This is a genomic window from Variovorax sp. 10L421, assembly GCF_056395365.1.
In genome coordinates, this window is record NZ_JBFTJJ010000005.1 from 143,279 (window position 1) to 169,873 (window position 26,595).

General features: G+C 68.1%; 25 protein-coding genes. 8 read left to right on the forward strand and 17 right to left on the reverse strand.

Going from position 1 to position 26,595, the window contains the following annotated elements:
* The first annotated feature begins 18 nt into the window (after window positions 1-18).
* Genes AC1DFC_RS10405 through AC1DFC_RS10420 form a run of 4 tightly spaced genes read left to right on the forward strand, consistent with a single transcriptional unit; the run spans window position 19 to window position 4,253 of the window.
* Window positions 19-1,536, forward strand: a complete 1,518-nt coding sequence (locus AC1DFC_RS10405; protein ID WP_478179194.1) for an ABC transporter ATP-binding protein — start codon at window positions 19-21, stop codon at window positions 1,534-1,536.
* Entirely contained in the window at window positions 1,529-2,653 is a 1,125-nt protein-coding gene (locus AC1DFC_RS10410; RefSeq protein ID WP_478179195.1) for an ABC transporter permease, read from the forward strand. The genes AC1DFC_RS10405 and AC1DFC_RS10410 overlap by 8 nt, the downstream gene beginning before the upstream one ends.
* A complete protein-coding gene (locus AC1DFC_RS10415; protein ID WP_478179196.1) occupies window positions 2,650-3,582 on the forward strand; it encodes an ABC transporter permease in 933 nt (310 codons plus the stop codon). The genes AC1DFC_RS10410 and AC1DFC_RS10415 overlap by 4 nt, the downstream gene beginning before the upstream one ends.
* Window positions 3,579-4,253, forward strand: a complete 675-nt coding sequence (locus AC1DFC_RS10420) for a cysteine hydrolase family protein (RefSeq protein ID WP_478179197.1) — start codon at window positions 3,579-3,581, stop codon at window positions 4,251-4,253. The genes AC1DFC_RS10415 and AC1DFC_RS10420 overlap by 4 nt, the downstream gene beginning before the upstream one ends.
* Here the strand turns inward: AC1DFC_RS10420 and AC1DFC_RS10425 are convergent.
* Entirely contained in the window at window positions 4,233-5,009 is a 777-nt protein-coding gene (locus AC1DFC_RS10425) for a hypothetical protein (protein ID WP_007838490.1), read from the reverse strand. The genes AC1DFC_RS10420 and AC1DFC_RS10425 overlap by 21 nt on opposite strands.
* 46 nt (window positions 5,010-5,055) lie before the next feature.
* Between AC1DFC_RS10425 and AC1DFC_RS10430 the strand changes: the two genes are divergently transcribed.
* From AC1DFC_RS10430 to AC1DFC_RS10440, 3 genes are all read left to right on the forward strand, one after another.
* A complete protein-coding gene (locus AC1DFC_RS10430) occupies window positions 5,056-5,655 on the forward strand; it encodes a LemA family protein (protein WP_007838488.1) in 600 nt (199 codons plus the stop codon).
* A gap of 125 nt (window positions 5,656-5,780) precedes the next feature.
* Window positions 5,781-6,641: a TPM domain-containing protein gene (locus AC1DFC_RS10435; protein ID WP_478179223.1), complete on the forward strand. Its 861-nt coding sequence runs from the start codon at window positions 5,781-5,783 to the stop codon at window positions 6,639-6,641.
* A gap of 5 nt (window positions 6,642-6,646) precedes the next feature.
* Window positions 6,647-7,177, forward strand: coding sequence for a TPM domain-containing protein (locus tag AC1DFC_RS10440; RefSeq protein WP_007830225.1), 531 nt, complete (start codon window positions 6,647-6,649; stop codon window positions 7,175-7,177).
* Window positions 7,178-7,222: 45 nt separating this feature from the next.
* On the opposite strand, the gene pdeM is transcribed toward AC1DFC_RS10440, so the two are convergent.
* Window positions 7,223-7,900: a ligase-associated DNA damage response endonuclease PdeM gene (gene pdeM, locus AC1DFC_RS10445; protein ID WP_478179198.1), complete on the reverse strand. Its 678-nt coding sequence runs from the start codon at window positions 7,898-7,900 to the stop codon at window positions 7,223-7,225.
* 77 nt (window positions 7,901-7,977) lie between these two features.
* On the opposite strand from pdeM, the gene trxC reads away from it, so the two are divergent.
* Entirely contained in the window at window positions 7,978-8,427 is a 450-nt protein-coding gene (gene trxC / locus AC1DFC_RS10450; protein ID WP_413313317.1) for a thioredoxin TrxC, read from the forward strand.
* Between the two features lie 5 nt (window positions 8,428-8,432).
* Here trxC and AC1DFC_RS10455 read toward each other — a convergent pair whose 3' ends face one another.
* From AC1DFC_RS10455 to atpA, 15 genes are all read right to left on the reverse strand, one after another.
* Window positions 8,433-11,186 carry a ligase-associated DNA damage response DEXH box helicase gene (locus AC1DFC_RS10455; RefSeq protein WP_478179199.1) on the reverse strand — a complete coding sequence of 918 codons (2,754 nt, stop codon included), beginning with the start codon at window positions 11,184-11,186 and terminating at the stop codon, window positions 8,433-8,435.
* Complete coding sequence (locus tag AC1DFC_RS10460; RefSeq protein WP_478179200.1) at window positions 11,183-12,838, reverse strand: ATP-dependent DNA ligase; 1,656 nt, start codon at window positions 12,836-12,838, stop codon at window positions 11,183-11,185. Before AC1DFC_RS10460 ends, AC1DFC_RS10455 begins: the two co-directional genes overlap by 4 nt.
* A complete protein-coding gene (locus tag AC1DFC_RS10465) occupies window positions 12,835-13,962 on the reverse strand; it encodes a ligase-associated DNA damage response exonuclease (protein WP_007830216.1) in 1,128 nt (375 codons plus the stop codon). Before AC1DFC_RS10465 ends, AC1DFC_RS10460 begins: the two co-directional genes overlap by 4 nt.
* Before the next feature lie 91 nt (window positions 13,963-14,053).
* The gene (locus tag AC1DFC_RS10470) at window positions 14,054-14,581 is read right to left on the reverse strand and encodes a DUF3617 domain-containing protein (protein ID WP_007830215.1); all 528 of its coding nucleotides are present in this window, start codon (window positions 14,579-14,581) and stop codon (window positions 14,054-14,056) included.
* Window positions 14,582-14,658: 77 nt separating this feature from the next.
* Window positions 14,659-15,363 (reverse strand): phosphatase PAP2 family protein, encoded by a 705-nt coding sequence (locus AC1DFC_RS10475; protein ID WP_007830214.1) that lies wholly within the window; start codon window positions 15,361-15,363, stop codon window positions 14,659-14,661.
* A 25-nt stretch (window positions 15,364-15,388) separates the two neighbouring features.
* Entirely contained in the window at window positions 15,389-16,552 is a 1,164-nt protein-coding gene (locus AC1DFC_RS10480; RefSeq protein WP_042672931.1) for a Gfo/Idh/MocA family protein, read from the reverse strand.
* A gap of 109 nt (window positions 16,553-16,661) precedes the next feature.
* A complete protein-coding gene (locus AC1DFC_RS10485) occupies window positions 16,662-17,624 on the reverse strand; it encodes a substrate-binding domain-containing protein (protein ID WP_007830212.1) in 963 nt (320 codons plus the stop codon).
* Window positions 17,625-17,667: 43 nt separating this feature from the next.
* Window positions 17,668-18,699: an ABC transporter permease gene (locus AC1DFC_RS10490; protein WP_007830211.1), complete on the reverse strand. Its 1,032-nt coding sequence runs from the start codon at window positions 18,697-18,699 to the stop codon at window positions 17,668-17,670.
* Complete coding sequence (locus AC1DFC_RS10495; protein WP_478179201.1) at window positions 18,662-20,200, reverse strand: sugar ABC transporter ATP-binding protein; 1,539 nt, start codon at window positions 20,198-20,200, stop codon at window positions 18,662-18,664. Before AC1DFC_RS10495 ends, AC1DFC_RS10490 begins: the two co-directional genes overlap by 38 nt.
* Window positions 20,197-21,366 carry an ROK family protein gene (locus tag AC1DFC_RS10500; protein WP_478179224.1) on the reverse strand — a complete coding sequence of 390 codons (1,170 nt, stop codon included), beginning with the start codon at window positions 21,364-21,366 and terminating at the stop codon, window positions 20,197-20,199. Before AC1DFC_RS10500 ends, AC1DFC_RS10495 begins: the two co-directional genes overlap by 4 nt.
* A 226-nt stretch (window positions 21,367-21,592) precedes the next feature.
* Window positions 21,593-22,012 carry a F0F1 ATP synthase subunit epsilon gene (locus AC1DFC_RS10505; protein WP_007830205.1) on the reverse strand — a complete coding sequence of 140 codons (420 nt, stop codon included), beginning with the start codon at window positions 22,010-22,012 and terminating at the stop codon, window positions 21,593-21,595.
* 12 nt (window positions 22,013-22,024) lie between these two features.
* Window positions 22,025-23,425, reverse strand: coding sequence for a F0F1 ATP synthase subunit beta (atpD, locus tag AC1DFC_RS10510; protein ID WP_007830203.1), 1,401 nt, complete (start codon window positions 23,423-23,425; stop codon window positions 22,025-22,027).
* A 134-nt stretch (window positions 23,426-23,559) separates the two neighbouring features.
* Entirely contained in the window at window positions 23,560-23,946 is a 387-nt protein-coding gene (locus AC1DFC_RS10515) for a hypothetical protein (protein WP_007830202.1), read from the reverse strand.
* A gap of 89 nt (window positions 23,947-24,035) precedes the next feature.
* Window positions 24,036-24,911 carry a F0F1 ATP synthase subunit gamma gene (gene atpG / locus AC1DFC_RS10520; RefSeq protein WP_007830201.1) on the reverse strand — a complete coding sequence of 292 codons (876 nt, stop codon included), beginning with the start codon at window positions 24,909-24,911 and terminating at the stop codon, window positions 24,036-24,038.
* Window positions 24,912-24,944: 33 nt separating this feature from the next.
* Window positions 24,945-26,558, reverse strand: a complete 1,614-nt coding sequence (atpA, locus tag AC1DFC_RS10525) for a F0F1 ATP synthase subunit alpha (RefSeq protein ID WP_007830199.1) — start codon at window positions 26,556-26,558, stop codon at window positions 24,945-24,947.
* Between the last annotated feature and the right edge of the window lie 37 nt (window positions 26,559-26,595).

Below are 26,595 nucleotides of genomic sequence, written 5' to 3' on the forward strand. Positions count from 1 at the left end.
CAAGGCCTCCGGAACCTCATGCCCAATGCGCTCGAACTCACCGGCATCCGCAAGTCCTTCGACGGCTTCGCGGCATTGACCGACGCTCACTTTGCCGCGCGCTGGGGCGAGGTGCATGCGTTGCTGGGCGAGAACGGCGCGGGCAAGTCTTCGCTGATGAACATCGCGGCCGGGCTCTATGCGCCCGAGGCCGGGCAACTGATGGTGGACGACAACGCGGTGCGCTTCGCCGGTCCGCGCGACGCAGCGAAGCACCGTATCGGCATGGTTCACCAGCATTTCAAGCTGGTGCGGCCTTTCACGGTGGCGCAGAACATTCTGCTCACGGCACCGCCGCCGGCCGAGTTTCAAAGCCATGGCGAGCGGCTTCGCGAGATCGAGCGCGACATTCGCAACAAGGCCTCGGAGCTGGGCTTCGACATCGATCCGTCGAAGCGCATCGATGCGCTTTCGATTGCCGAACAGCAGCGCGTCGAGATCCTCAAGGTGCTGCTCGCGGGCGCACGCATCCTGATCCTCGACGAGCCCACGGCCGTGCTGACCGACCAGGAGGCCTCGCGCCTGCTGCAAACGGTACGAGGGCTGGCGCGCGCCGGGGCGGCCGTGGTGCTGGTCACGCACAAGATGGCCGACGTGAAGACGTATGCCGACCGCGTGACGGTGATGCGCGGCGGGTGCACGGTGGCCACGCTGCGGCCCAACGAAGCCTCTGTTGCCGAGCTGGTGAAGCTCACGGTGGGTGAGTCGATTGCAATGCAAGGCTTCCAGGCCTCGACCATATCGCGTGGCCCGGTGCGCTTGTCCGTGCGCGGACTGCGCACGCCGGCCTCGCCCGAAGGCCGGCGCGTGCTCGACGGCGTGGATCTCGAACTGCACGCCGGTGAAATCTACGGCCTCGCCGGTGTCGGCGGCAACGGACAGGGCGAGCTGGCGGGCGCGATCATGGGCCTGCCGGGCGAAGCCACCGAAGGCGAGATCCGGCTCGAGGGCCATGGCGCCATGGCCGCATCGGCACGCCGCGGCATCGGCATTGCCGCCATTCCGGCCGACCGCTACGGGCTCGCGCTCGCGGGTGGCCTCTCGGTGGCCGAGAACTACGCCATCGGCCGCGTGCACACCGGCCGCTACGGCCCCGTGTGGCGCCTGCGCCGCAACCGCATCCAGAGCGATACGCAGGAAGCCGTGCGCGCCTTCGACGTGCAGGGCGTGCGCTCGGTCGCGCAGAAGGCCGCACTGCTGTCGGGCGGCAATGCGCAGAAGCTCGTGCTGGCGCGCGAATTCGGCAAGTCGCCCACGCTGGTGCTCGCGCACAGCCCCAGCCGCGGGCTCGACGTGCGCGCCAGCGCCGAGGTGCATGCGCGGCTTCGCGCCGCGCGCGACAGCGGCGCGGCGGTGCTGCTCATCAGCGAGGACCTCGACGAGGTGCTGCAGCTGGCCGACCGCGTGGGCGTGATGGCGCGCGGTCGCATCGCCGGCGAATTCGCGCAGCCCGCCGACCGGCAAGCCATCGGACAGGCGATGGTGGACCATGGCTGAAGCAGCGTTGGCAGCCGACATGGCACATCCTCCCAAGACCCCGCCGCTCGCCGGCCGCCGCTACGCGCTCGAAATCCGCCAGCACATGGCCTGGCGCTGGCAGGCGCTGATCCTCGCGGCCGCCCTGCTCGTGGGCTTCGCCATCTCCGCCGCGATCCTCGTGGCGGCGGGCGTACCAGCCGACGAACTCGCGAACGAGTTCGTCATGCAGACCTTCTTCGACGGCCAGAACTTCCGCGCCGTGCTGTTCCAGGCCGCGCCGATGATCCTCGTCGGCCTCGCGGGCTCCATCGCCTTCCGCGCGCGCTTCTGGAACCTGGGGCTCGAAGGCCAGATGATCTGGGGCGCCATCGGCGCGACCACCGTCTCGATGTGGCAGATCGGCCCCGAAAACCTGCGCCTGCCGCTGATGTTCGCGGCTGCCATCGGCTGCGGCCTGCTGTGGGTGCTGGGGCCTTCGTGGCTCAAGCTGAAGCTCGGCGTGAACGAGATCATCTCGACGCTGATGCTCAACTACATGGCGGCCAACTTCCTGCTGCATCTGGTCTATGGCAGCTGGAAGGACCCGAAGGACAACTTCCCTTACTCGCCGCAGTTCCGCGCCTTCGAGCGGCTGCCTGAGCTGGGCGCCGGCGTGGGCAGCTCGATCCTGCTCGCGGGCGTGGTCGCGCTGCTGGCGTGGTGGCTGGCGAGCGTGAGCCGCGTGGGGCTGTATCTGCGCTTCGTCGATGCCAACCCGCGCGTGGCGCATGCCAACGGCGTACCGGTGCGGCGCACTATTTATGGCGCGGTGCTGCTGTCGGGCGCGATGGCCGGGCTCGCGGGCTTCGCGGTGGTCGCGGGGCAAGAGGGCCGGCTCACGCAGGCCTTCTACCAGGGCTATGGCTTCTCGGGCATCCTCATTGCCTTCCTCGCGCGCAACAACCCGCTTGCGGCCACGGTGGTGGCGCTGCTGGTGGCGGCGCTGTTCGTCACCGGCCGCAGCCTGCAGGTGTTCTACCAGGTGCCGTTCTCCATGGTGCAGCTGATCCAGGCGGTCATCGTGGTGTGCGTGGCGTCGAGCGACTTCTTCATTCGCCACCGGCTGCGCCGGGTGGGCGGGGAGGCCGCAGCATGAGCGTCAGCATCGTTCTCAACTGGCTCGCGAGCACGCCGGACTTCGCCGTGCCGTATGCGCTGGCCGCACTGGGCCTGATCATCAGCGAGCGCGCGGGCGTGCTCTCGCTCGGCGCCGAAGGGCTGATGCTGGTCGGCGCGCTGGCCGGCATCGGCGCGCAGATCGCCATCGGGCAGCCGGCGGTGTCGCTGGTGCTCGCGATGCTGGCGGCCGGCATGGTGTCGGTGCTGTTCGCGGTGATGGTGATCTGGTTGCGCGTGAACCAGGTGATTGCCGGGCTCGCGCTGGTGTTCTTCTGCCAGGGGCTCACGGCGTTGGTGGGCTCGATGGCCGACTGGACCAACCACGCGACCGAAGGCATCGGCGCGATGGGCCTGTGGCCGCTGTCGATGCTGCCGGGTGTGGGCAAGCTCTTCGAGCAGAACGCGATGGTGTGGCTCACGCTGCCGATCTTCGGCGCGGTGGCGTGGTTCTTCGCACGCACCTCCACCGGCCTGCGGCTGCGCGCCGTGGGCGAGAACCCGCAGGCGGCGGACGCGGCCGGCATTCGCGTGACGGCATGGCGCTTCGCTGCCGTGCTCGCAGGCTCGGCCCTCGTGGGGCTGGCGGGCGCGTACATCTCGGTGGTCAGCACCAAGCTGTGGATCGCGGGCATGACGGGTGGGCGCGGCTGGATCGCGGTGGGCCTGGTGATCTTCGCGCGCTGGTCGCCGTGGAAGGCGCTGGCGGGCGCCGTGCTGTTCGGCTGCATCGAAGCGCTGATTCCGCAGCTGGCCGCGGCCGGCGTGCAACTGCCGCAGTACTTCGTGATGATGACGCCGTATGCGGTGACGCTCGGCGTGATGGTGTGGGTCGCTCTCTCGCGGCGCGGCGCCGATGAAGAGCCCGGTGCGCTGGGTCAACCCTATGTGAGAGAAGAACGGCGATGAAGGCCTGGGTCTACAACGAAGAGCGCGAACTCGACGCGGCGCGGTTCGCCGACTACCTGAACCCCGCGACCACGGCAGTCGTCTCCATCGACATGCACCGCGGCCACCTCGACGACAGCCCCGACTGCCCCTGCCCCGCGCCCCGGGCGCGCGACGTGGTGGCGCCCATCGACAGCTTTCATGACGAGGTGCGCGCGCTCGGCGTGCGCATCGTGCACATCAAGTCGGTGCTGCGCCCCGATGGCGTGGACGACATCCGCGGCATTCCGTCAGCGTGGCGGCGCACCTTTCCGCTGCACGTGGGCGAGATTCCGAACGCCGACGCGCACGCCATCGAAGGCTCGAAGTGGACCGAGTGGGTCACGCGCGTCGAGCCCGGCGACATGCGCGTGGACAGCAAGCGCCGGCTGTCGGCGTTCTACCCGACCGACCTCGACTTTCTGCTGCGCAACCAGCGCATCGAGACGGTGGTGCTCAACGGCGGCTTCACCGACTGCTGCGTGCTCAACACGGCCTTCGACGCCAACAACCACAACTACCGCGTGATCGTGCTGCGCGACCTCGTGCGCGGCACCGACCCGCATCTGGAAGGCGCGGCGCTGGCGATGGTGTCGCTGCACCTCGGGCTGGTGGTCGATTCGGCCCAGCTGCTACGCCAATGGCGCGGCTGAAGCGGCAGGACTGAGCCAGCGCTCGGCCACCGCCAGCATGTCGCCCTGCGCGGCCTGCCACACCATCTCGGGCGCGGCCACGTGCACGCCCGGCGGCGCGATGCGCAGCGCCACGTCGACCAGCTCCGCCACCTTCGACGCGCGCACCGGCTGCTCGCTGCTCGGCACCATGAAGCGCACGACGGACAGCATCCATGCGGCCAGCCGCTCGAGGGGATTGGCGAACTTCGCGTTCGCCGGCTTGCGCGCCGAGCGCAGGAGGATCACGCGCTCGAAGCCGCAGGCCACCACCGCCTGCTCGTCGAGGCTCGCGAGCCCGCGCTTGAGCGCCTCGGGCAGCCGGCCCTGGTCGTGCGGCTGCACGATGGCCAGCGTCTGCACGCCGCTGGCGCGCAGCCAGCGCGCCAGCGCGGGCAGGTCCGAGGGCTCGGGCACCCACAGCGCGCGTTCGCGGTCGTGGTACAGCCGCGGCGGGTCGAAGGCGACGATGGCCGTGTGGGCGGAGGTGAGCGGCCATTGCGCGATCGGCTCGGCCGGGCTCAGGCAGGTCTCGACGCCGCGCAGCCCGTCGCGGATCGGCTCGCGCGCCAGCACGCGCGTGTGGGCATGGCGGTGGCTGCCCGCGAGCCGGCGCAGCAGTTCCGCCCCCAATGCGCCAGTCGCACCGGCGACCAGCAGGGTGCCGAAGGCGTCGGAAGCAACGGGCAATACCGCACGGTTGGCGGCCTGCAGGGCGTGGAGGGGATCGAGGGACATCGAGCCACCTATGCTACCTTCCGCATCTTCTGCGGAGGTAATGCAAATGATGATGAAGCGCTGGCTATTGATCCTTGCGGCTGTCGTGTCCCTGAGCGGCTGCGGCTACAACCAGTTCCAGTCCCTCGACGAGGCCAGCAAGTCGGCCTGGAGCGAGGTCCTCAACCAGTACCAGCGGCGCGCCGACCTCGTGCCCAACATCGTGGCCACCGTGAAGGGCGAGGCCAGCTTCGAACAGGACACGCTCACCAAGGTGATCGAGGCGCGCGCCAAGGCCACCTCGATCCAGGTCTCGCCCGAGACGCTTAACAACCCCGAGGCCTTCAACAAGTTCCAGCAGGCGCAGGGCGAGCTCTCGTCGGCGCTGTCGCGGCTGATGGTGGTGGCGGAACGCTACCCCGAGCTCAAGGCCAACCAGGCCTTCCGCGACCTGCGCGTGACGCTCGAAGGCACCGAGAACCGCATCACCGTGGCGCGCAACCGCTACATCGAGAGCGTGCAGGAGTACAACGTGCTCGCACGCAGCTTCCCGACCAACATCACGGCCAAGATCTTCAGCTACGCGCCGAAGCCGAACTTCTCGGTGCAGAACGAGGCGCAGATTTCCACGCCGCCGACGGTCGACTTCAGCACCCCGAAAAAGTAACTCCCCCAGTCTTCGTGCACTTCGTGTCACTGCGCCTTCCCCCTCGCCGGGGGCAACACCGGCGGCCCGGCAAAGCCGGTTCCGCGGTGTTTCTGGAATGGGGCGCGCGCCTCCTGGCGGCACTCATGCTGCTGACGATGGGCGGCGCATTCGCGCAAGGCCTGCTGCCGGTGCCCGCACTCACCGCGCGCGTGATTGACCAGACCGGCACGCTCGATGCCGCGCAGCGCAACGGCCTCGACACCAAGCTCGCGGCCTTCGAGCAGCGCAAGGGCTCGCAGATCGTGGTGCTGATGGTGCCGACCACCGCGCCCGAGGACATCGCCAGCTATACGCAGCGCGTGGGCGACGCCTGGAAGATCGGCCGCAAGGACGTCGGCGACGGCCTGCTGGTGGTCGTGGCCAAGGACGACCGCAAGATGCGCATCGCCACCGCCAAGGCGCTCGAAGGCGCGGTGCCCGACCTTGCGGCCGTGCGCATCATCGACGAGGAGATGAAGCCGCGCTTTCGCGGCAACGACTTCGCGGGCGGGCTGAACGCGGCGGTGGACCGGCTCATCGGGCTGGTCGACGGCGAGCCGCTGCCCGAGCCCTCGCGCGACACGGGCAGCCACGGCGGCGGAGGCGGCGGTGGCTTCGACTGGGAGAACCTCGCGATCTTCCTGTTCGTCGGCGTCTTCATCGGCGCGCCGATCGCGCGCGCCATCCTCGGCAAGAAGCTGGGCACGGTGGTCGTGGGGGGCGGCGTCGGCGTGGTCGTGTTCTTCATCACCACCAGCATCGCCATCGCGGTGATCGCGGCGCTTGTCGCGCTCATCGTCTCGCTGGTCGCAGGTGCCGGGCGGATGGGCGGCGGCGGTGGGGGCGGCTGGAGTTCCGGTGGCGGCGGAGGCTGGAGCGGTGGTGGTGGTGGCGGCGGCGGCGGAGGTTTCAGCTCCGGCGGCGGCGGCAATTTCGGCGGCGGCGGTGCGTCGGGGGACTGGTGAACACGATGACGGCAACCGACGCAACCTTCTTCTCGAAGCTCGGCCGCATCTGGCGCCACCGCTGGATCGACGAGTCCGAGGTTCGCCGCGCGCTGCCCGCAGCCGCGCTGGAGCGCCTCGCAGGCCGCGTCGCCGCGAGCGAGCGGCGCCACAGCGGCGAGATCCGCATCTGCGTCGAGGCCGGCCTGCCGATGTCGTACCTGTGGCGCCATGCACCGCCGCGCGAGCGCGCCGTCACGCTGTTCGGCAAGCTGCGCGTGTGGGACACCGCGCACAACAACGGCGTGCTGATCTACCTGCTGCTGGCCGAGCACGCGATCGAGATCGTGGCGGACCGCGGCATCAACGCGCGCGTCGATGATGCCGAATGGGCCGCGATGGCGCAGCGCATGGGCGCGGCCTTCCGCGAGGGCCGCTTCGAGGACGGGCTCACGCAGGCGCTGGAAGAAATCTCGGCCCTGCTGGTGCAGCACTTTCCGCTGGGCGAGAACGAAATCGACGTGAACGAACTGCCGGACGAGCCGGTGGTGCTCTGACTTTCTCTTTCTTTCTCCCTCCCCCGCTGGGGGAAGGAGCCCAAATCATTCCTGCTCGGGCAGCGCCCACACCGCGTCGCCACCCACTGCATGAAAGCGCCGCCCCGGCGCCTGCTCCATCAGCCACCCGCCCGTGAACTCGCCGAAAGCCGGCAGCACCGCCTGCTGCGCATCGCTCACGAAACACGGCAGCCGCACGCTGTCGCGCCCCGGGCCGTGGAGCCTGCAAACGGGGTGCAGGTGCCCCGCGAGCACGAAGTGCGTGGCATGCGTCTGCGGATGGTGGCAGCAGGCGAACGGCCCGAGCAGAAAAGGCTCGTCGACCACGTCGATGCCGAGCGCATCCGGCGGATCGCCCGCACGGCTGTCGTGGTTGCCGCGCACCAGCGTCATCGCGATGCCGGCATGGCGCGCCCTCCAGGCCTCCACCGCGGCGAGCACCGTGCGCGCCTGCGCCGCATGCAGGAAGTCGCCGAGGAATACGATGCGGTGCGGGGCCAGCCGGGCCATCAACGCATCGAGCCGCGCAAGGTTTTCCTGCGTCGTGCCGCCCGGCACCGGCTGGCCGAGCGCGCGGTAGGCCGCGGCCTTGCCCAGGTGCAGGTCGGCCACGAACAGCACGCGCGCATCGGGCCACCACAGCGCCCGCTCGGGCAAGAGCTGCAGCAGCTCGCCCGCCCAGCGGAGCGGGAACGGCGACGGGAAAGAATCGGAATGGCTCACGGGCTGGAAGTGTCGCAAAAGACGCAGGTTCCCGCGGCCGCCTTGCAATCGGCCCTGGCCGTCCCCAGTTCCTGCACATGACCGAATCGCCCCCGCTGCACATCGTCTGTCCGCACTGCCACACGACCAACCGCGTGCGCGCGGCGCAGCTGGACAGCGCGCCCGACTGCGGCAGCTGCCACCGCCCGCTGTTCGCCGGCCATTCCACCGCGCTGCCGGACGAAGCCACCTTCGACCGCCACATCGCGCGCAACGAGATCCCGGTGCTGGTCGACTTCTGGGCGCCCTGGTGCGGCCCCTGCCGCCAGATGGCGCCGGGCTACGAACAGGCCGCGGCCCAGCTGGAACCACGGGTGCGGCTCGCCAAGGTCGACACCGAGGCCGTGCCTGCCCTGGGTGCGCGCTTCAATATCCGAAGCATCCCGACGCTGGTGCTGTTCCGCGGCGGCCGCGAGGTGGCGCGGCAGGCCGGCGCGATGGGCGCGGCGGACATCGTGCGGTGGGTGAAGGCGCACGGCGCGGGCTGAGCGGCTCACAGCGGCGGCAACGGGCGTGACGGCCTGCGCCGGTCGCGCCGCTGCCCCACGGGCTTCGGCGGCTTGCCCGGCCCCTCCTGGCCGAAGGACAGCGTGCCCTTCACGCGCTCGACGCCGCCGGCCGTGACCACGCCGCCCGCGGCCTTCTCGAGCTGCTCGACCATGCGGGCGATGCGGTCCGCCACGTTCTCGTTCGACAGCTTCTCGCGGAACAGCTCGACCATCAGCGGAAACGAAAACGGCGTCGGCCGCGCGAGCGGCTTCAGCACGAGCTGCTGCGTGGCCATGCGCGCGAGGCTGGCGCGCAGGCGGCCGATCTCGAGCTCCTGCGCGAGCAGCTCCTGCTCGGCCTGCTGCAGCAGCCTGTTGCCGGGGTCGTACTTGCGGAACACCTCCCAGAACAGCGAGGACGAGGCCTGCAGCTGCTTGCTGCTGCGCTTCTCGCCTGGGTAGCCCTGGAAGATCAGCCCCGATACGCGCGCGATCTCGCGGAAGCGCCGCTGCGCGAGTTCGCCCGCGTTGAGCGAGGCCAGCACCTCGTGCAGCAGCACCGCGGGCGCTTCGCCTTCCGGCGGCCTCAGCACCTGCGGCAGCAGCACGGCCCAATCGACCCCGGTCGCGCTCAGCAGCTCGAAGCCGTAGTCGTTGACCGCGATGGAAAAGGTGCGCGCCTCGTGCTGCGCGACACGCCAGGCCAGCAGGCTTGCCAGCCCGAGGTGCACATGCCGGCCCGCGAACGGATAGAGGAACAGGTGCGAGCCCTCGCGCGTGTCCAGCGTCTCGGCCAGCAGCGTCTGCGGCGTCGGCAGCGCCGACCACTGCTGCTGTATCTCGAGCAGCGGCCGCACGCATTGCAGCTCGGGCGAGTCGTAGCGCCCCTCGCCGGCCTGCGCCAGCTGCTGCACCACCGCGTCGGCCAGCGTGTTCGACAGCGGCATGCGCCCGCCGTTCCAGCGCGGCACCGCGGGCCGCTTGCCGCTCGCGCGCCGCACCCATGCGGTCATGTCGTGGATGCGCACGAGTTCGAGCAGCCGCCCGCCGAACAGGAAGCAGTCGCCGGCCTTCATGCGCGCGACGAAACTTTCTTCGACGCTGCCGATCTTCGAGCCGCCGAGATACTGCACCGACATGCTCGCATCGCTCACGATGGTGCCGATGTTGGTGCGATGCCGGCGCGCGAGCCGCGCGTCGGGCACGCGCCACACGCCCTCGGCATCGGGCACCGCGCGCCGGTAGTCTGGGTAGGCCGCGAGGGAGGGGCCGCCTTGCGAGACGAAGTCGAGGCACCACTGCCAGCTCTCGCGCGAGAGGCCTTGGTACGCGGCCGTGCCGCACACCTCGTCATACAGGTCATCGGGCATGAAGCCGCCGCCCAGCGCCACCGTCACCAGGTGCTGCACCAGCACGTCGAGCGGCTGGTCGGGCGAGTGGCGCGCCTCGATATGCCCCGCCGCGATGGCCGCGCGCGCGGCCGAGCCTTCGACCATCTCGACGCTGTGCGTGGGCACGAGCGTGATGCGCGACGGCCGCCCCGGCGCATGGCCCGAACGGCCGGCGCGCTGCAACAGCCGCGCCACGCCCTTGGGCGAGCCGATCTGCAGCACGCGCTCGACCGGCAGGAAGTCCACGCCCAGGTCCAGGCTCGAGGTGCAGACCACGGCCTTCAGCTCGCCGCTCTTGAGGCCCAGCTCGACCCATTCGCGCACCTCGCGGTCGAGCGAGCCGTGGTGCAGCGCAATGAGGCCGGCCCACTCGGGCTTGGCCTCCAGCATGGCCTGGTACCAGATCTCCGACTGCGAGCGCGTGTTGGTGAAGACCAGCGCGGTCTTGCTCGCGGCAATCTCCGCGATCACCTGGGGCAGCATCGTGAGCCCGAGGTGGCCGCCCCAGGGAAAGCGCTCGGCGGTGCCGGGCCGCAGCGAATCGATGACGAGCTTCTTCGGCACCTGACCCTGCACGAGCACGCCGTCCGCATGGCCCAGCAGCGAATGCATCGCCTCGTGCAGGTTACCCAGCGTGGCCGACATGCCCCAGATCGCGAGGCCGGGATTCCAGCGCTTGAGCCGTGCCAGCGCGAGCTGCACCTGCACGCCGCGCTTGTTGCCGAGCAGCTCGTGCCATTCGTCGACGACGGTCATGCGCACATGGCCGAGCACTTCGCTTGCATCGGCGCGCGAGAGCAGCAGCGACAGGCTTTCAGGCGTGGTGACGAGCACGCTGGGCAGGCGCTGGTTCTGCGCGCTGCGTTCGGCCGACGAGGTGTCGCCGCTGCGCACGCCGGTGCTCCACGGATGCACATCGGCGCCGAGGGCTTCGAGGGGCTGCTGCAGGGCACGCAGCGTGTCGGCCGCAAGCGCGCGCATCGGGGTGAGCCACAGCACAGTGAGCGGAGGGGCGGCGGGGTGTGCCGTTGCCTTGCGCGCTTGAGAGAAAGCCTGCAACGCACCGAGCCACACGGCGTAGGTCTTGCCCGCGCCGGTGGTCGCGTGAAGCAGGCCGGACCTGCCTTCGCCGATGGCTTTCCACACCTCGCGCTGGAACTTGAAAGGCTTCCACCCGCGTGCGGCGAACCACGCGTCGAGCGCAGGCTTCACGGACTTGGATTTGCTCCTTCCCCTGCCGGGGGAAGGCCGGGATGGGGGCAAGCGGCCTTCGACGACAGGCCGCTGGCTCCGGATACGCCGCTTGCCCCCACTCCTGCCCTCCCCCAAAGGGGGAGGGAGAAATTCGGGATCCATTGGGTCGGTCATGAGGGAAGCAACGCAGCGAGCGTCTGCAAGGTGTCCGCCTCCTCCACGGGCTTGTCCTCCCGCCAGCGCAGCATGCGCGGAAAGCGCACCGCAATGCCGCTCTTGTGCCGCGTGCTGCGCGCGATGCCCTCGAAGCCCAGCTCGAACACCAGCGTCGGCTTCACGCTCTTCACCGGCCCGAAGCTCTCCACCGTGGTCTTGCGGATGATCGCGTCCACGCGCGCCATCTCGGCGTCGGTAAGGCCCGAGTAGGCCTTGGCGAAGGGCACGAGCTTGCGGTCGGCTTGCTCGGGCGGAGCATCCCACACGGCAAAGGTGTAGTCACTGAAGAGGCTCGCGCGCCGGCCGTGGCCGCGCTGTGCGTAGATCAGCACCGCGTCGACGCTGAGCGGGTCGATCTTCCACTTCCACCACACGCCGACGTCCTTGGTGCGGCCCACGCCGTACTGCGCATCGCGGCGCTTGAGCATCATGCCTTCGACGCCCATGGTGCGCGCGGCCTCGCGCTGCCTTGCGAGATCGGGCCAGCCGGTGCCGGTGAGCATCGGGCTCGGCAGCAGCGAAGGGTGCTGCATCCGCGTGATCAGCTCGTCGAGCAACACGCGGCGCTCCGACTGCGGCAGCGCGCGCAGGTCGCGCCCTTCCCATTCGAGGAGGTCATAGGCCAGCAGCACCACGGGAATGTCGCGCAGCAGCTTGGCGCCGAGCGTCTTGCGGCCGATGCGCTTCTGCAGCTCGGCGAAGGGCTGTACCTTGCCTTCACGCCACACGGCGATTTCGCCGTCGAGCACCGTGCCGTCAGGCAAGGCCTCGCCCAGCACGGCAAGCTCGGGGAAGCGCTCCGTCACCAGCTCTTCGCCGCGCGACCACACCCAGACGGCGCCTGCGCGCTTCACGAGCTGCGCGCGAATGCCGTCCCACTTCCACTCGACGATCCAGCCGGACGGCGACCCCAGCACGGTATCGAACTGCTCGAGCGGAATGTTGAACGGATGCGCGAGGAAGAAGGGATACGGCTGGCCGCTGGTCTTCTGCACCTGCTCGGCGCTCGACTCGGGTGCGATGAGCGCGCGGTAGTCGTCGCCCCGGGGCCGTGCCCCGATGTGCGTGTAGCCCATGAGCCGCTGCGCGACACGCTTGGCATCGATGCCGCCCACCGCGGCGAGCGCCTGCGTCACCTGCAGCTTCGACACGCCCACGCGAAATGCACCGGTGATGAGCTTGAAGTACACCAGCCGCTCTTCGACCGCGAGCTGTCGCCACTGCGCGCGCAGCCGGTCGGCGAGCTGCCCGGGTGCCGTCTTCGCGGCTTCGCGCAATGGCAGCAGATGCTGCTCGACCCAACCCGCGAGACCGAGGTCGTGCACCTCGCTCGGCGGCGGCAACAGCAGCGCGATGGTCTCGGCGAGATCGCCCACGGCGTCGTAGCTTTCGTCGAACAGCCACTCGGGCAGGCTCGCCGCCTCCTGTGCGAGCAGGCGCAGCAGCTTGGTGGGCACGAGCTGGCGCGGCTTGCCGCCGGCCAGGAAGTACACCGCCCATGCCGCATCGGCCGCGTCGGCCTCGCGCAGGTACCGCTGCAGCGCGACCTGCTTGGCGAGGCTAGACGTGCTCGCATCGAGCTCGCGGTAGAGCGCGGCAAACGCTCTCACGGTATTTCTCCTTCCCCCTTTGGGGGAAGGTTGGGATGGGGGCTCGCGGCGTCTCCATCGAGCGCCGCAAGCCCCCTCCCCGGCCCACCCCCGGAAGGGGAGGGAGTTTCCTGATCGTCTTCGTCGCCGTACTCGGTCTTGAAGCCCTGCGCATCGAGGCCGTTCTCCGTGAGCCACCGCACCATCACCTGCACGCTGCCGTGCGTGACGAACACGCGCTCTGCGCCGGTGCCGGCAATCGCCTGCTGCAGGCCGGGCCAGTCGGCATGGTCGGACATCACGAAGCCGCGGTCCACGCCTCTTCGGCGGCGCGTGCCGCGCAGCTGCATCCACCCGCTGGCGAACGCATCGGCGTAGTTGCCGAAGCGGCGCATCCATGGCGAGCCCTGCGCCGATGGCGGAGCGAGCACCAGCGAACGCTTCAGCAACGCGGCGTCGACACCCTCATCGTCCGCACGCAAGGTGGGCGGCAAAGAGACGCCCGCCGCCCGGTACACCGCATTGAGCGGCTCCACCGCCCCGTGCACGACGATCGGCCCGATGCTCGCATCCACGCCATGCAGGATGCGCTGCGCCTTGCCGAACGCATAGCAAAAAAGCACCGATGCGCGCCCGGCCTGCGCATTGGCGCGCCACCACGCGTCGATCTCCGCGAACAGCACGGCCTGCGTGGGCCAGCGGTAGATCGGCAGGCCGAAGGTCGACTCGGTGATGAAGGTGTCGCAAGGCACGGGCTCGAAGGGCGGGCAGGTGCCGTCAGGCTCGGTCTTGTAGTCGCCCGAGGCCACCCACACGCGAGCGCCATGTTCGAGCCGCACCTGCGCCGAGCCCAGCACATGGCCGGCCGGATGCAGCGAGACGCGTACGCCACGGTGCTCGATGGCCTCGCCGTAGGCCAGCGTCTGCAGGTCGATGCCGCTGCCAAGGCGCGCACGCAGCGTGCCGGCGCTGTCGGTGTGGGCCAGGTAGCGTGCGTGTCCGGCGCGCGCATGATCCGAATGCGCATGCGTGATGACGGCGCGCGCCACCGGCCGCCACGGGTCGATGTAGAAATCGCCGGGTGGGCAATAGAGGCCCTCGGGCCGGGCGACGACGAGGAGGTCTGCTTCCTGCTGTGCGGGCATGGCACGCCATCGTAGGCGCAGCGACGGTTTCCCGCCGCGCCACGGCGGGCGCAAAGCGCTGTGGGCCGGCGCCTACCCGGCGTGCGGCGGGCTACGGCTTCTTCGGCCGGTTTTTCGCCATGTCGAGCACGTTCATCTTCATGCCATTGGACATGACCATGTCGCCCGGCTTCTGGTCGGCCTTGCAGGGGCCGATCCACCTGGCCTCCATGACGCTCGCGCCTTCGGCACGGCCCATCAGCGGCGGGTTGTAGGTCGACTTGCTTTCCATGCGATAGGCCGTGCCGAAGTCGCCGCTCAACACCGCATGCGAGGTGGCGACCGTATTGCCGATCTTGCAGACCGAGTCCATCACCAGCTTGCCGCCGTCGGAACGCAGCTCCTGCTTCGAACACATGTCCTTGCCCATGCCCTGGCCCATGTCACGCAGCGCCTTGTCGCTGGCCGCGTCGATGCACTGCTGCACGGTGTGGCCGGCGCCGGGTCCCTTGCCCGTGCCGTCCCCGGTCTGGATTTCCCACAGGCCGGGTTTGCGCGAGGGAAAGTCGAGGGCGAACGCAGGGCATGCGACGGCACCGGCCGCGATGCAGGCTGCGAGGGAGGACAAACGAATCTTCATGGCGGGCTCCCGCACCGGTGGACGACGATGCCCGGGTTGTACCGCGCACCCCGCCGCGGCGGAATACCGCAATCGGCCTACGCCGGTCGCGCGTGCACCGGTGCGAGCGCCGGGCCGCGCTGCCGTGTGGCGACACCGAGCGCCACGCCCAGCGCCAGGCCGCCCAGCACGTCGATCAAAACATGTTGGCGCACCGCCATCGTCGAGTAGACGATGCCGACGGCCCAGGCCATGTTGGCGATGCGCAACCAGCGCGGCGCCCCCATTTCGCGCAGCTGCCGCGCCAGCGCGACGCAGGTGAACACCGAGAACGAGACGTGCAGCGAAGGAAAGGCGTTGCCCGCCGAGTCGACCATCTTGAGGAACTGCAGCGAGGTGCCCGGCGCGGTGTCGACCACGAAGTTCGGAATCGCCGTGGGCACGAACCAGAACACGAGCAGCGCGAAGACCGTCATCGCCGCGCAGCCGAAGGAAAAGCTCGACAGCTCGCGCTTGTCCTTGGCCAGCAGCACCGGCAGCGCGATGTAGCCCCAGAGCGAGAGGTACACCGGCAGCAGTGCTGGCCAGAAGGCGATGAGATGGTCGACGGCCGTGAGCGGCAGCACCCAGGCTTGGCCGGCGTGCTTCATGATCCAGAAGTACAGGGGGAAGAAGCCGAGAGTGGCGACCGTGTTGCCGACCAGCTTCAACGGAAACAGCGTGATGCAGCGCCGCCACAGGGCAGGCACCCAGGGCTGCTGTGCCGTCGATGAAGAAGATGCGTCGGAGGCGGAAGGTGTCATGGAAGCCTGTGCAGCGCGCAGCGCGCTACCAGGGCGTCCACTTTAATTCGCTTTTCGCAGAGGCCACAGTGCGCTCGATGAACCGCACGCCGCGCGCGCCGTCCTCCACGCGCGGGTAGTCGGCGTCCAGCGGGTCGGCCGGCTGACCCGCCAGCCGCGCGCGGATGTCCGCCGCCACGCCCGCATAGACATTCGCGAAGGCTTCGATGAAACCTTCGGGATGCCCCGCCGGCAGCCGGCTCGCGCGCTTCGCGGATTCGCACAGCCAGGGCGCGCCGCGCGTCAGCACGCGCTTCGGTCCGTCGTGCGGCAGATGCATCAACTGGCTCGGCTGCTCCTGGCGCCACTCGAGCGTGCCCAGCGTGCCGGAGACGCGCAGGCGCAGGTCGTTTTCCAGGCCGGTGTTGATCTGCGAGGCGATCAGCACGCCGCGCGCGCCGCCCTCGAAGCGCAGCAGCAGGCTGCCGTCGTCGTCGAGCATGCGGCCCGGCACCAGCGCGCTCAGGTCCGCGCACAAGCTGTCGATCTGCAGCCCGGTGACGGTGGCGACGAGGTTCTCGGCATGCGAGCCGATGTCGCCGATGGCACCGGCCGCACCGCTCTTCGCGGGGTCGGTGCGCCAGTCGGCCTGCTTGTTGGTGCCGCCTTCGACATGGCTCGCGAGCCAGCCCTGGTTGTATTCGACGACGACCTTGCGCACCTCGCCGATCTGGCCCGAGCGCACCATCTCGCGCGCCTGCCGCACCATCGGGTAGCCCGTGTAGTTGTAGGTAACGCCGAACACCGTGCCCTGCTTCGCCACGGCGGCGACCAGCGCCTCGGCCTGCGCGAGCGTGTGCACCAGCGGCTTGTCGCACACCACATGGAAGCCGGCTTCGGCAAAGGCCTGCGCCACCGGAAAGTGCACGTGATTGGGCGTGACGATCGACACGAAGTCGATGCGCTCTTCCAGCGGGCGCTTCAGCTCGTCGGCCAGCAGCGACTGCCAGTCGCCGTGGTTGCGGCCGTCGGCCAGGCCGAGGTCGCGGCCCGAGGCGCGCGCCTTGTCCGGGCTCGACGACAGCGCGCCGGCCACGAGTTCGATCTGGCCGTCGAGCGCCATGGCCTTGCGGTGCACGCCGCCGATGAAGGCGTCGCGGCCGCCGCCGACCATGGCATATCGGAGCTTGCGAAGAGAGGTATCGGTCATGTCGTGTTCTTCAAGGAACACCGCGGAACCGGCTTCGCCGGGCCGCAGGTGTTGCCCCCGGAAGGGGGTTGGCGTAGCGACACGAAGTGCGCGAAGCCTGGGGGAGAACTCAGAACGGCGAGTTGGGGTGGTAGAAGTCCTTGGCGTTTTCCTTCGTGATCAGCACCGAAGGAATGATCGTCGTCGCCGGCAGCTTCTCGCCCTTCAGCCGCGCCTCGGCCGTCAGCTTGATCGCGTCGTAGATGAACTTCGGCGAGTAGCTCACGTCAGCCGTAATGCGCTTGTCCTTGCCGTCCATGATGGTCTTGACCATGCCCTTGGCGCCCGCGCCGCCGAAGATGATCTTGATGTCGTCGCGCTTGGCCTGCTCGATGGCCTTGAGCACACCCACGGCCATGTCGTCGTCGGCCGCCCAGATGGCGTCGATGTTCTTGAAGCGCGTGAGGTAGTCCTGCGTGACCTTGAAGGCATCGTCGCGGTTCCAGTTGGCGTACTTGGCGTCGAGCAGCTTGATGTCGGGGCTGCCCTTGAGCACGGCGTTGAACGCGTCCATGCGCTCGTTGTCCAGCGTGGTCGCGATGCCGCGCAGCGCCACCACGTTGCCCTTGCCGCCGAGCTGCTTGACGATGTACTCGGCCGGGATCTTGCCGAAGGCGGTGTTGTCGCCCGCCACGTACGCATCCTGCGCGCTGGTGTCGGTCAGGCCGCGATCGACCACGGTGACGTACGCTCCCTTGGCCTTGACCTGCGCGACCGGTTTCGTCAGTGCGGCCGATTCAAACGGGAACACGACCAGCGCGTTGATCTTGGTGACCGTCGAAAGATCCTGCAGCTGGTTGGCCTGCTCGGGCGCGTTCGCCGCAGTCTTGATCGTGATCTTCAGGTCCTTGTGTTCCTTCTCGAGGTCCTTCTTCGCCTGGTTGGCCCAGTAGTTGATGCCGCCCATGAAGCTGTGCGTGGCCGCGGGAATCGAAACGCCGAGGTTGACCTTTTCCGCGGCAAACGCGGGCAGGCTGGCGAACGCTGCGGCGGCAACCGCCGTGAGTGCGAGGCGTCGGGTGAAAGTCGTCATGCTGGGTGTCTCCTTGTGGTTGATGGAACGAACGGGAAAGGGATTAGCGGCGACCTCGCTGGAGGAACGCGACGATGATGATCACGAAGCCCTGCACCGCAGCGTTCAGGTACACGCTGATGATGCTGGTGAGGTTCAGGATGTTGCTGATGACCGAGAGCAGGATCGCGCCCACCACGGTGCCGGTGATGCTGCCCGCGCCGCCCTTGAGCGCGGTGCCGCCGACGATCACGGCCGCGATGGCCTCGAGTTCCCACAGCAGGCCGGTGGTCGGCGATGCCGAGCCCAGGCGCGGCACGTACAGCAGGGTGGCGATGCCCACGCACACGCCGAGCAGCACGTAGGTCAGGATCTTCACGCGGTCGACGTCCACGGCCGCATAGCGCGCCACCTGCTCGTTGGAGCCGATGGCCTGCACGTAGCGTCCATAGGCCGTGCGATTCAGGATCACGCCGCCGATGATCGCGACGATCACGAACACCCACACCGGCACCGGGATGCCCGCAAGGCTCGCGTAGTACACGGGCGCATAGAGGTCCGACAGCTCGTTGTCGAGCGTGAGCGCGCCGCCGTCGGCGAAGTACGTGAGGTAGGCACGGAAGATGCCGAGCGTGCCCAGCGTCACGATGAAGGGCTCGATGCGCCCCTTGGTGATCAGCAGGCCGTGCGCAAGGCCGAACACCGCGCCGAGCACCACCGCCAGCACCGCGCCCATCACCACCGCCAACAGCGGCGAGCCCGACGCCGGGCCGGCCCAGTTGATGAACATGATCACGCTGCCCGCGATGAGCGCGGCCATCGAGCCCACCGACAGGTCGATGCCGCCCGAGATGATCACGAAGCACATGCCCACCGCGATGATGCCGATGAAGGCGGTGCGCGTGAGCACGTTCATCGCGTTGTCGAGCGTGGCGAAGTCGCCGTTCAGCAGCGTGCCGGCAATGCACAGCAGCGCGAGTCCGATGACCGGGCCGAGCCCGTGCAGGCGCTGCGTCCAGCGCGGCGCCGCCTCGCTGCGGTGCTGCTGCTGCGCGGCCTCAAGCGACTGCGGGGGAGTTTGCGGTTCCGGTGGCATGAGCGATGAGCTCCTCTTCGGTCAGATGGCCTGCATCGAGCGTGGTGACGAGCCGGCCCGCGCGCATCACCGCGACGCGGTGGCACAGGCCGATCAGCTCCATCAGCTCCGACGAAACGACGATCACCGCGAGCCCTTCGCGGGCGAGTCGCTGGATCAGGAAATAGATGTCGCGCTTGGCGCCCACGTCGACGCCGCGCGTGGGCTCGTCGAGCACCACCACATTGGGGCGAGGTTGCAGCACCTTGGCGAGCGCGAGCTTCTGCTGGTTGCCGCCCGACAGCGACGAGGCCCTGACGTCGAGCGAGCCGGTGCGGATGCCGTAGTCCTTCACCGCCTCGGCCAGCGCGCCGCGTTCGGCCTCGGGCCTGAGCCATGGCTGTGCATAGCGCTCGAGCGCCATCAGCGTGAGGTTCTGACGCAGGCCGAAGTTGACGTGCAGGCCCTTGCCCTTGCGGTCTTCGCTGAGGTAGGTGAGGCCGTGCTTGGCGGCATCGCGCGGGTTGCGCCAGCCCTTGTCGTGGGGCACGGGCTTGCCGAGCATCTCGACGCTGCCGCTCGCGGGACGCAGGCCTAGCAGGCCTTCGAAGAGTTCGGTGCGGCCCGCGCCGACGAGGCCCGCGAAGCCGAGGATTTCGCCGGGGCGCACTTCGAAGCTCGCGTCCTGCGCCCAGCCGGGCACGCAGAAGTTGCGCACGCGCATGGCGGGCGCGTCGGCGGCGACGACCACGTCGCGCGGCGGGTAGAGGTCGGCCAGTTCGCGGCCCACCATGAGGTTGGCCATCTGCTGGCGCGTGACCTCGGCCGTGGGCGCGCGCGCGACGAAGCGGCCATCGCGCATGACGATCACTTCGTCGGTGACCTGCTCCACTTCGTCGAGCTTGTGCGAGATGTAGACGATGGTCACGCCGTCGGCACGCAGTTGGGCGATGAGCTTGAACAGGCGCTCGGTTTCGCCCGGCGTCAACGTCGCGGTGGGCTCGTCCATGACGAGCAGGCGCGCGCGGCGGGCGATGGCCTTGGCGATCTCGACGAGCTGCTTCTCGGCGACGATGAGGCGACGGACCTTGGTGCGCGGGTCGATGTTCAGCCCGACCGCGGCGAGTGCCGTGGCGGCGTCGCGCTCCATCGATGCGTCATCGAGCAGCCAGCCCTTCTTCTTTTCATGGCCCAGGAAGATGTTCTGCGCCACGCTCAAGTCTTCCGCGAGGTTGAACTCCTGGTGGATGAGCACGATGCCCAGCGCCTCGGCGTCGCGCGAACTCCCGAACTGCTGCGGCTGGCCGTTGATGCGCAGCGTGCCGCCGCTCAGCGATTCATAGCCCGCGAGGATCTTCATCAGCGTCGACTTGCCCGCGCCGTTCTCGCCGAGCAGCCCATACACGCGGCCGGGCGCGAGCGCGAAGCTCACGCCATGCAAGACCTGCACGGGGCCAAAGGCCTTCACCACGCCGTCGAACTCGACGGCCACGCTGCCCTTGCCGGTGCCTGCCGCCGTCATGGCGCCACTCCTCGGACCTTCAGCGTCTCGTGCATCGCGAGCACACCCGCGCCGACGAGGCCGCCCTGCGTGCCGAGCGGCGTGTACTGGATCTCGAGATGCCGCGTGGAGAGTGCCAGCGAGCGCTGGTACACGCTCTGCCGCACGGCCGCGAGGAACAGCGGGCCGATGCGCGTGATGCCGCCGCCGATGAACACGTGCGACGGGTTGAAGAAGTTGACGACCGACGCAAGCATCTGCCCGATCAGGCTGCCTGCGCGCTGGATGATGGCGTTGGCCGCCGTATCGCCGCCGCGGCTGGCCTGGCCCACATCGATCGCGTCGATACGGCCGTGCACGCGCAGGCACTCGGCGAGCGCCGCGCTTTCGCCGGCTTCGGCCGCCTGCATCGCCATGCGCGTGATCGCGGGACCGGCGGCCATGGCCTCGACGCAGCCGAGATTGCCGCAGTGGCAGCGCGGGCCTTCCTGGTCGACGCAGATGTGGCCCACGTCCCCGGCCGAACCGGCGGCGCCGCGGTACACCTCGCCGTGGCAGACGATGCCGCAGCCGATGCCGGTGCCGATCTTGATGACGAGGAAGTTGCTCAGCGAACGCTTGAGGCGCCAGAGTTCGCCAAGCGCCATCAGGTTCACGTCGTTGTCGACGAAGACAGGCGCCGCGTAGTCCTCGCGCAGGTAGTCGCGGATCGAGAAGCTGTCCCACGCCGGCATCAGTGGCGGGTTCACGAGCTGTCCGATCTCGAAGTTCACGGGGCCGGGCACGCCAATGCCGATGCCGAGCACGTCCCTGGCGCCCACATTGCAGCGGGCCAGCAGTTCGCGCATGAGCGTGCGCACGCGCGCCAGCACCACGGCCGGGCCTTCGCGCACGTCGGCTGGTTCGTCGTGCTGCGCGAGCACAGTGAGGTCGGGCCGCAGCACGGCCACATCGAGACTGGTGGCGCCGATGTCGATGCCGACGAGCACGCCGAGCCCGGCATTCAGCTGGAGATTCTCGGCGCGGCGCCCGCCCGAGGAGCGCTGCAGGCCGGCTTCGGCAAGCAGGCCCTGGTCGACGAGGCCGGCGATCAGCCCGTTGGCCTTGCTCTTGGAAAAACCGAGCTGTTCGGCCATGGCATGGCGCGAACCGCCGGCCGACCAGAAGGTCGTTTCCAGCAGCCGCATCTCGTCCGCAGTGATGCCACTCCAACGTGCCACGCGTCTTGTCTCCGGTGTTCTTGTCTTCGCCGCGCCCTGGTTGGGGCGAAGGCGAATACTAGGCGGAGGCCTTTAGCCGGACAAGGCTGAACTTTGACCAAATTCAGATCGAAGCGAGACGGAGCGATGCGAGCTTCAAAAGCAAAAAGCCGCCCCGAGGGCGGCTTCTTGACCGAGCAATCGGGAAGGCCGATTACTTTTTCTGGCGGTACTTGCGCAGCGCAGCGATCTGGGCGGCCATCACGGCCAGCTCCGATTGCGCCATCGCGATGTCGATGTCGCTCTTCGCATTCTTCAGTGCTTCCTCGGCTGCGGCCTTGGCCACATTGGCCTTTTCGTCGTCGAGGTCCTTGCCGCGGATCGCGGTGTCGGACAGCACGGTGACGGCATTGGGCTGCACCTCGAGAATGCCGCCGGCCACGAAGACGAACTCTTCGCCGCCGTCGGCCGTTTCGATGCGCACGGCGCCGGGGCGGATGCGCGTGATCAGCGGGGTGTGGCGCGGGTAGATGCCGAGCTCACCGGCTTCACCGGGCAGCGCGACGAACTTGGCTTCGCCCGAGAAGATCGACTCTTCCGCGCTGACCACGTCCACATGAATGGTGCCTGCCATGGTGATTCCTTCTTAAGCGACCTTCTTGGCCTTTTCGAACGCCTCGTCGATGCTGCCCACCATGTAGAACGCTTGTTCCGGCAGGTGGTCGGCTTCGCCGTTCACGATCATCTTGAAACCACGGATGGTTTCGGCCAGCGGCACGTACTTGCCAGGCGAGCCCGTGAACACTTCGGCCACGTGGAACGGCTGCGACAGGAAACGCTGGATCTTGCGGGCGCGGGCCACGGCGAGCTTGTCGTCGGGAGCCAGCTCGTCCATGCCCAGGATGGCGATGATGTCGCGCAGTTCCTTGTAGCGCTGCAGCGTGCCTTGCACGGCGCGGGCCACGTTGTAGTGCTCTTCGCCGACCACGTTCGGGTCGAGCTGGCGCGAGGTCGAGTCCAGCGGGTCCACGGCGGGGTAGATACCGAGCGAAGCGATGTCGCGCGACAGCACCACGGTGGAGTCCAGGTGAGCGAAGGTGGTAGCGGGCGACGGGTCGGTCAAGTCGTCGGCTGGGACGTACACGGCCTGGATCGAGGTGATCGAGCCGACCTTGGTCGACGTGATCCGCTCCTGCAGGCGGCCCATTTCCTCGGCCAGCGTCGGCTGGTAGCCCACGGCGGAAGGCATGCGGCCCAGCAGAGCCGACACTTCGGTACCGGCCAGCGTGTAGCGGTAGATGTTGTCCACGAAGAACAGCACGTCGCGGCCTTCGTCGCGGAACGACTCGGCAATGGTCAGGCCGGTCAGCGCCACGCGCAGACGGTTGCCCGGGGGTTCGTTCATCTGGCCGTAGACCATGGCGACCTTCGAGTCTTCGAGCTTCTCGAGGTTCACCACGCCGGAGTCGGCCATCTCGTGATAGAAGTCGTTGCCTTCGCGGGTACGTTCACCCACACCGGCGAACACCGACAGACCCGAGTGAGCCTTGGCGATGTTGTTGATGAGTTCCATCATGTTCACGGTCTTGCCCACGCCGGCGCCGCCGAACAGGCCCACCTTGCCGCCCTTGGCGAACGGGCACACCAGGTCGATCACCTTGATGCCGGTTTCCAGCAGGTCTTGCGAAGGCGACAGTTCGTCGTACGCGGGAGCCTTGCGGTGGATCGAAGCGGTGAGCTCCTGGCCGACCGGGCCGCGTTCGTCGATGGGCGCGCCCAGCACGTCCATGATGCGGCCGAGCGTGGCCTTGCCCACGGGCACCGTGATGGGTGCGCCGGTGTTCTTCACGATGATGCCGCGGCGCAGGCCGTCGGACGAGCCCAGCGCAATCGTGCGCACCACGCCGTCGCCGAGCTGCTGCTGGACTTCGAGAGTCAGCGCGCTGCCTTCGAATTTCAAGGCGTCGTACACCTTGGGCATCTGGTCACGCGGGAACTCCACGTCGACCACGGCGCCGATACATTGGACAATTTTTCCTTCAGCCATGGCGTTTCCTTCTGGATGGATCTCAATAAATTTGCGACAGGTTCTTGCAGAAGCGTCCTGGTGCCGAAACGGGCCGCTTTTGCAAGAATGCCGGACGGGCCGGCACCCTTGAGTTTCTTGTCGTCGTCAGCTCATCAGCACTTCATGGCCGTTGCTTGCGCAGCGAAGGCGTCCGAAGCTGCCTTGCAGGCCTGGCCCAGTGCAGCCTTGTCCGCGCCCATCGAAGCCCAGGTGGCCTTCGTCTGGTCGAGGTTGGCCTTCATCGCGTCGGCGGCAGCACCGCTTTGCGAAGAAACRCACGCCTGCACCTTGGCGAGGTAGTCGTTGCACTCCTGCGGCAGGTCGGCCGATGCTGTCGGGGCTGCTGCGGCGGGAGCGGCCGGCGCTGCTGCGGGAGCTGGGGCCGGAGCGGGCGCTGCGGGTGCAGCGGCGGGAGCCGGTGCAGGCGCAGGCGCCTCTTCCTTCTTGGAGCAGGCAGTCAGGGCGGCGGCAACCGCCACCAGGGCAAGAATCTTCTTCATTTTGCGCAGAGTCCCCTAAAAATAGGCCTTGGGTTAGCGAATGCGCAGAGCGCATCCGATCAGCAACGCGGCCTGTTGCATTGCCTCGATCAAACGCCTGCGGCCGCAGCCGCGCCGGACACGATCTCGGACAGCTCCTTGGTGATGCCGGCCTGGCGGGTCTTGTTGTAGACCAGCTTCAGTTCGCTGATCACGTTGCCCGCGTTGTCGGTCGCAGCCTTCATGGCCACCATGCGCGCCGAATGCTCGGACGCCATGTTTTCGGCCACGGCCTGGTACACCAGCGATTCCACGTAGCGCACCAGCAGCTCGTCGATCACACTTTGCGCGTCGGGTTCGTAGATGTAGTCCCACGAATGATGACCCGACTCGACCTGCAGCGTCTCGGCCTTCAGCGGCAGCAGTTGCTCCACCATCGGCTCTTGCTTGATGGTGTTGATGAACTTCGTGTAGCACAGGTACACAGCCGACAGCTTGCCCTCGGCATAGGCGTCGAGCAGCGTCTTGACCGGCCCGATGAGCTTGTCGAGATGCGGCGTGTCGCCCAGGTGCGTCACATGCGCCACCACGCGGGCGCCGATGCGGTTGAGGAAACCCAGACCCTTGCTGCCGATGGCAACCGACTCGACCACGTTGCCCGCTGCCTGCGCTTCGCGCAGCTTGGCCGTCACGGCACGCAGCAGGTTGGTGTTCAAGCCGCCGCACAGGCCCTTGTCGCTGGTCACGATGATGAAACCGACGCCCTTGGCCTCGGTCGTCTTCATGAACGCGTGGGTGTACTCCGGGTTCGCCTTGCCGAGATTGGCCGCGATGTTGCGGATCTTTTCGCTGTAGGGGCGAGCGGCGCGCATGCGTTCCTGCGCCTTGCGCATCTTGGAAACCGAGACCATTTCCATGGCCTTGGTGATCTTCTTGGTGTTTTCCACCGATTTGATCTTGCCGCGGATTTCCTTACCAGCTGCCATGAGAGCTCCTTCTTGCGTCGATCAAGGCGTCGATCAGGCGAACGACTTCTTGAACGAAGTGGCGGCGGCCAGCAGTTCGGCTTCCGCGTCCTGGCAGACCTTCTTGAAAGCCTTCTTCTCGTCACTGTCGTCGGCCTTCGCGGGCTTCGGGTCCCACTTGGCGCCGTTCTTTTCCATCGTGGCCAGCAGGGGTGCGTGGCTCGACTTGAGGAACTGGTGGAAGCCGTGTTCGAACGAGAGAACCTTCTTGACGTCGATGTCGTCCATGAAGCCCTTGTTCACCGCGAACAGCGTGGCGCTCATCAGCGAGATGGGCAGCGGGCTGTACTGGGTCTGCTTGAGCAGTTCGGTCACGCGGGCACCGCGGTCGAGCTGCTTGCGGGTGGCTTCGTCGAGGTCCGAGGCGAACTGGGCGAAGGCCGCGAGTTCGCGGTACTGCGCCAGGTCGGTACGGATACCGCCAGACTGGTTCTTCACCAGGTTGGTCTGCGCCGACGAACCCACGCGCGACACCGAAATACCGGCGTTGATGGCGGGACGGATACCGGCGTTGAACAGGTTGGTTTCCAGGAAGATCTGGCCGTCGGTGATCGAGATCACGTTGGTCGGCACGAAAGCGGACACGTCGCCGGCTTGCGTTTCGATGATCGGCAGTGCGGTCAGCGAGCCGGTCTTGCCCTTGACTTCACCCTTGGTGAAAGCTTCGACGTAGTCGGCGTTCACGCGGGCTGCGCGCTCGAGCAGGCGGCTGTGGAGATAGAACACGTCGCCGGGGTAGGCTTCGCGGCCTGGCGGGCGGCGCAGCAGCAGCGAGACCTGGCGGTAGGCCACGGCTTGCTTGGACAGGTCGTCATAGACGATCAGCGCGTCCTGGCCGCGGTCGCGGAAGTATTCGCCCATCGTGCAGCCCGAGTAGGCCGACACGTACTGCATGGCCGCCGATTCGGAAGCCGATGCCGCCACCACGATGGTGTAGTCCATCGCGCCGGCTTGTTCGAGTGCGCGCACCACGTTCTTGATCGACGAAGCCTTCTGGCCGATCGCAACGTAGACGCAGGTCATGTTCTGACCCTTCTGGTTGATGATCGCGTCGATGGCGACAGCCGTCTTGCCGGTCTGGCGGTCGCCGATGATCAGCTCGCGCTGGCCACGGCCGACGGGCACCATCGAGTCGACGGACTTCAGGCCGGTCTGCATCGGCTGGTCGACGGACTTCCGTGCGATCACGCCGGGAGCGACCTTTTCGATCACGTCGGTCATCTTGGCGTTGATGGGACCCTTGCCGTCGATCGGCTGGCCCAGGGCATTCACCACGCGGCCGATGAGTTCAGGACCCACGGGCACTTCCAGGATGCGGCCCGTGCACTTGACGGTGTCGCCTTCGGAGATGTGCTCGTACTCGCCCAGAATCACGGCGCCGACGGAGTCGCGCTCGAGGTTCAGTGCGAGGCCGAACGACGGCGTGCCGTCTGCGCTCGGCGGGAATTCAAGCATTTCGCCTTGCATCGCGTCCGACAGGCCGTGCACGCGCACGATGCCGTCGGTCACCGAAACCACGGTGCCTTCGTTGCGGATGTTGGCGCTGACCCCGAGGCCCTCGATGCGGCTCTTGATCAGTTCGGAAATTTCTGCGGGATTGAGTTGCATGACTCTTTCCTTCTTTCTTTGTAAGGCGATGGAGACC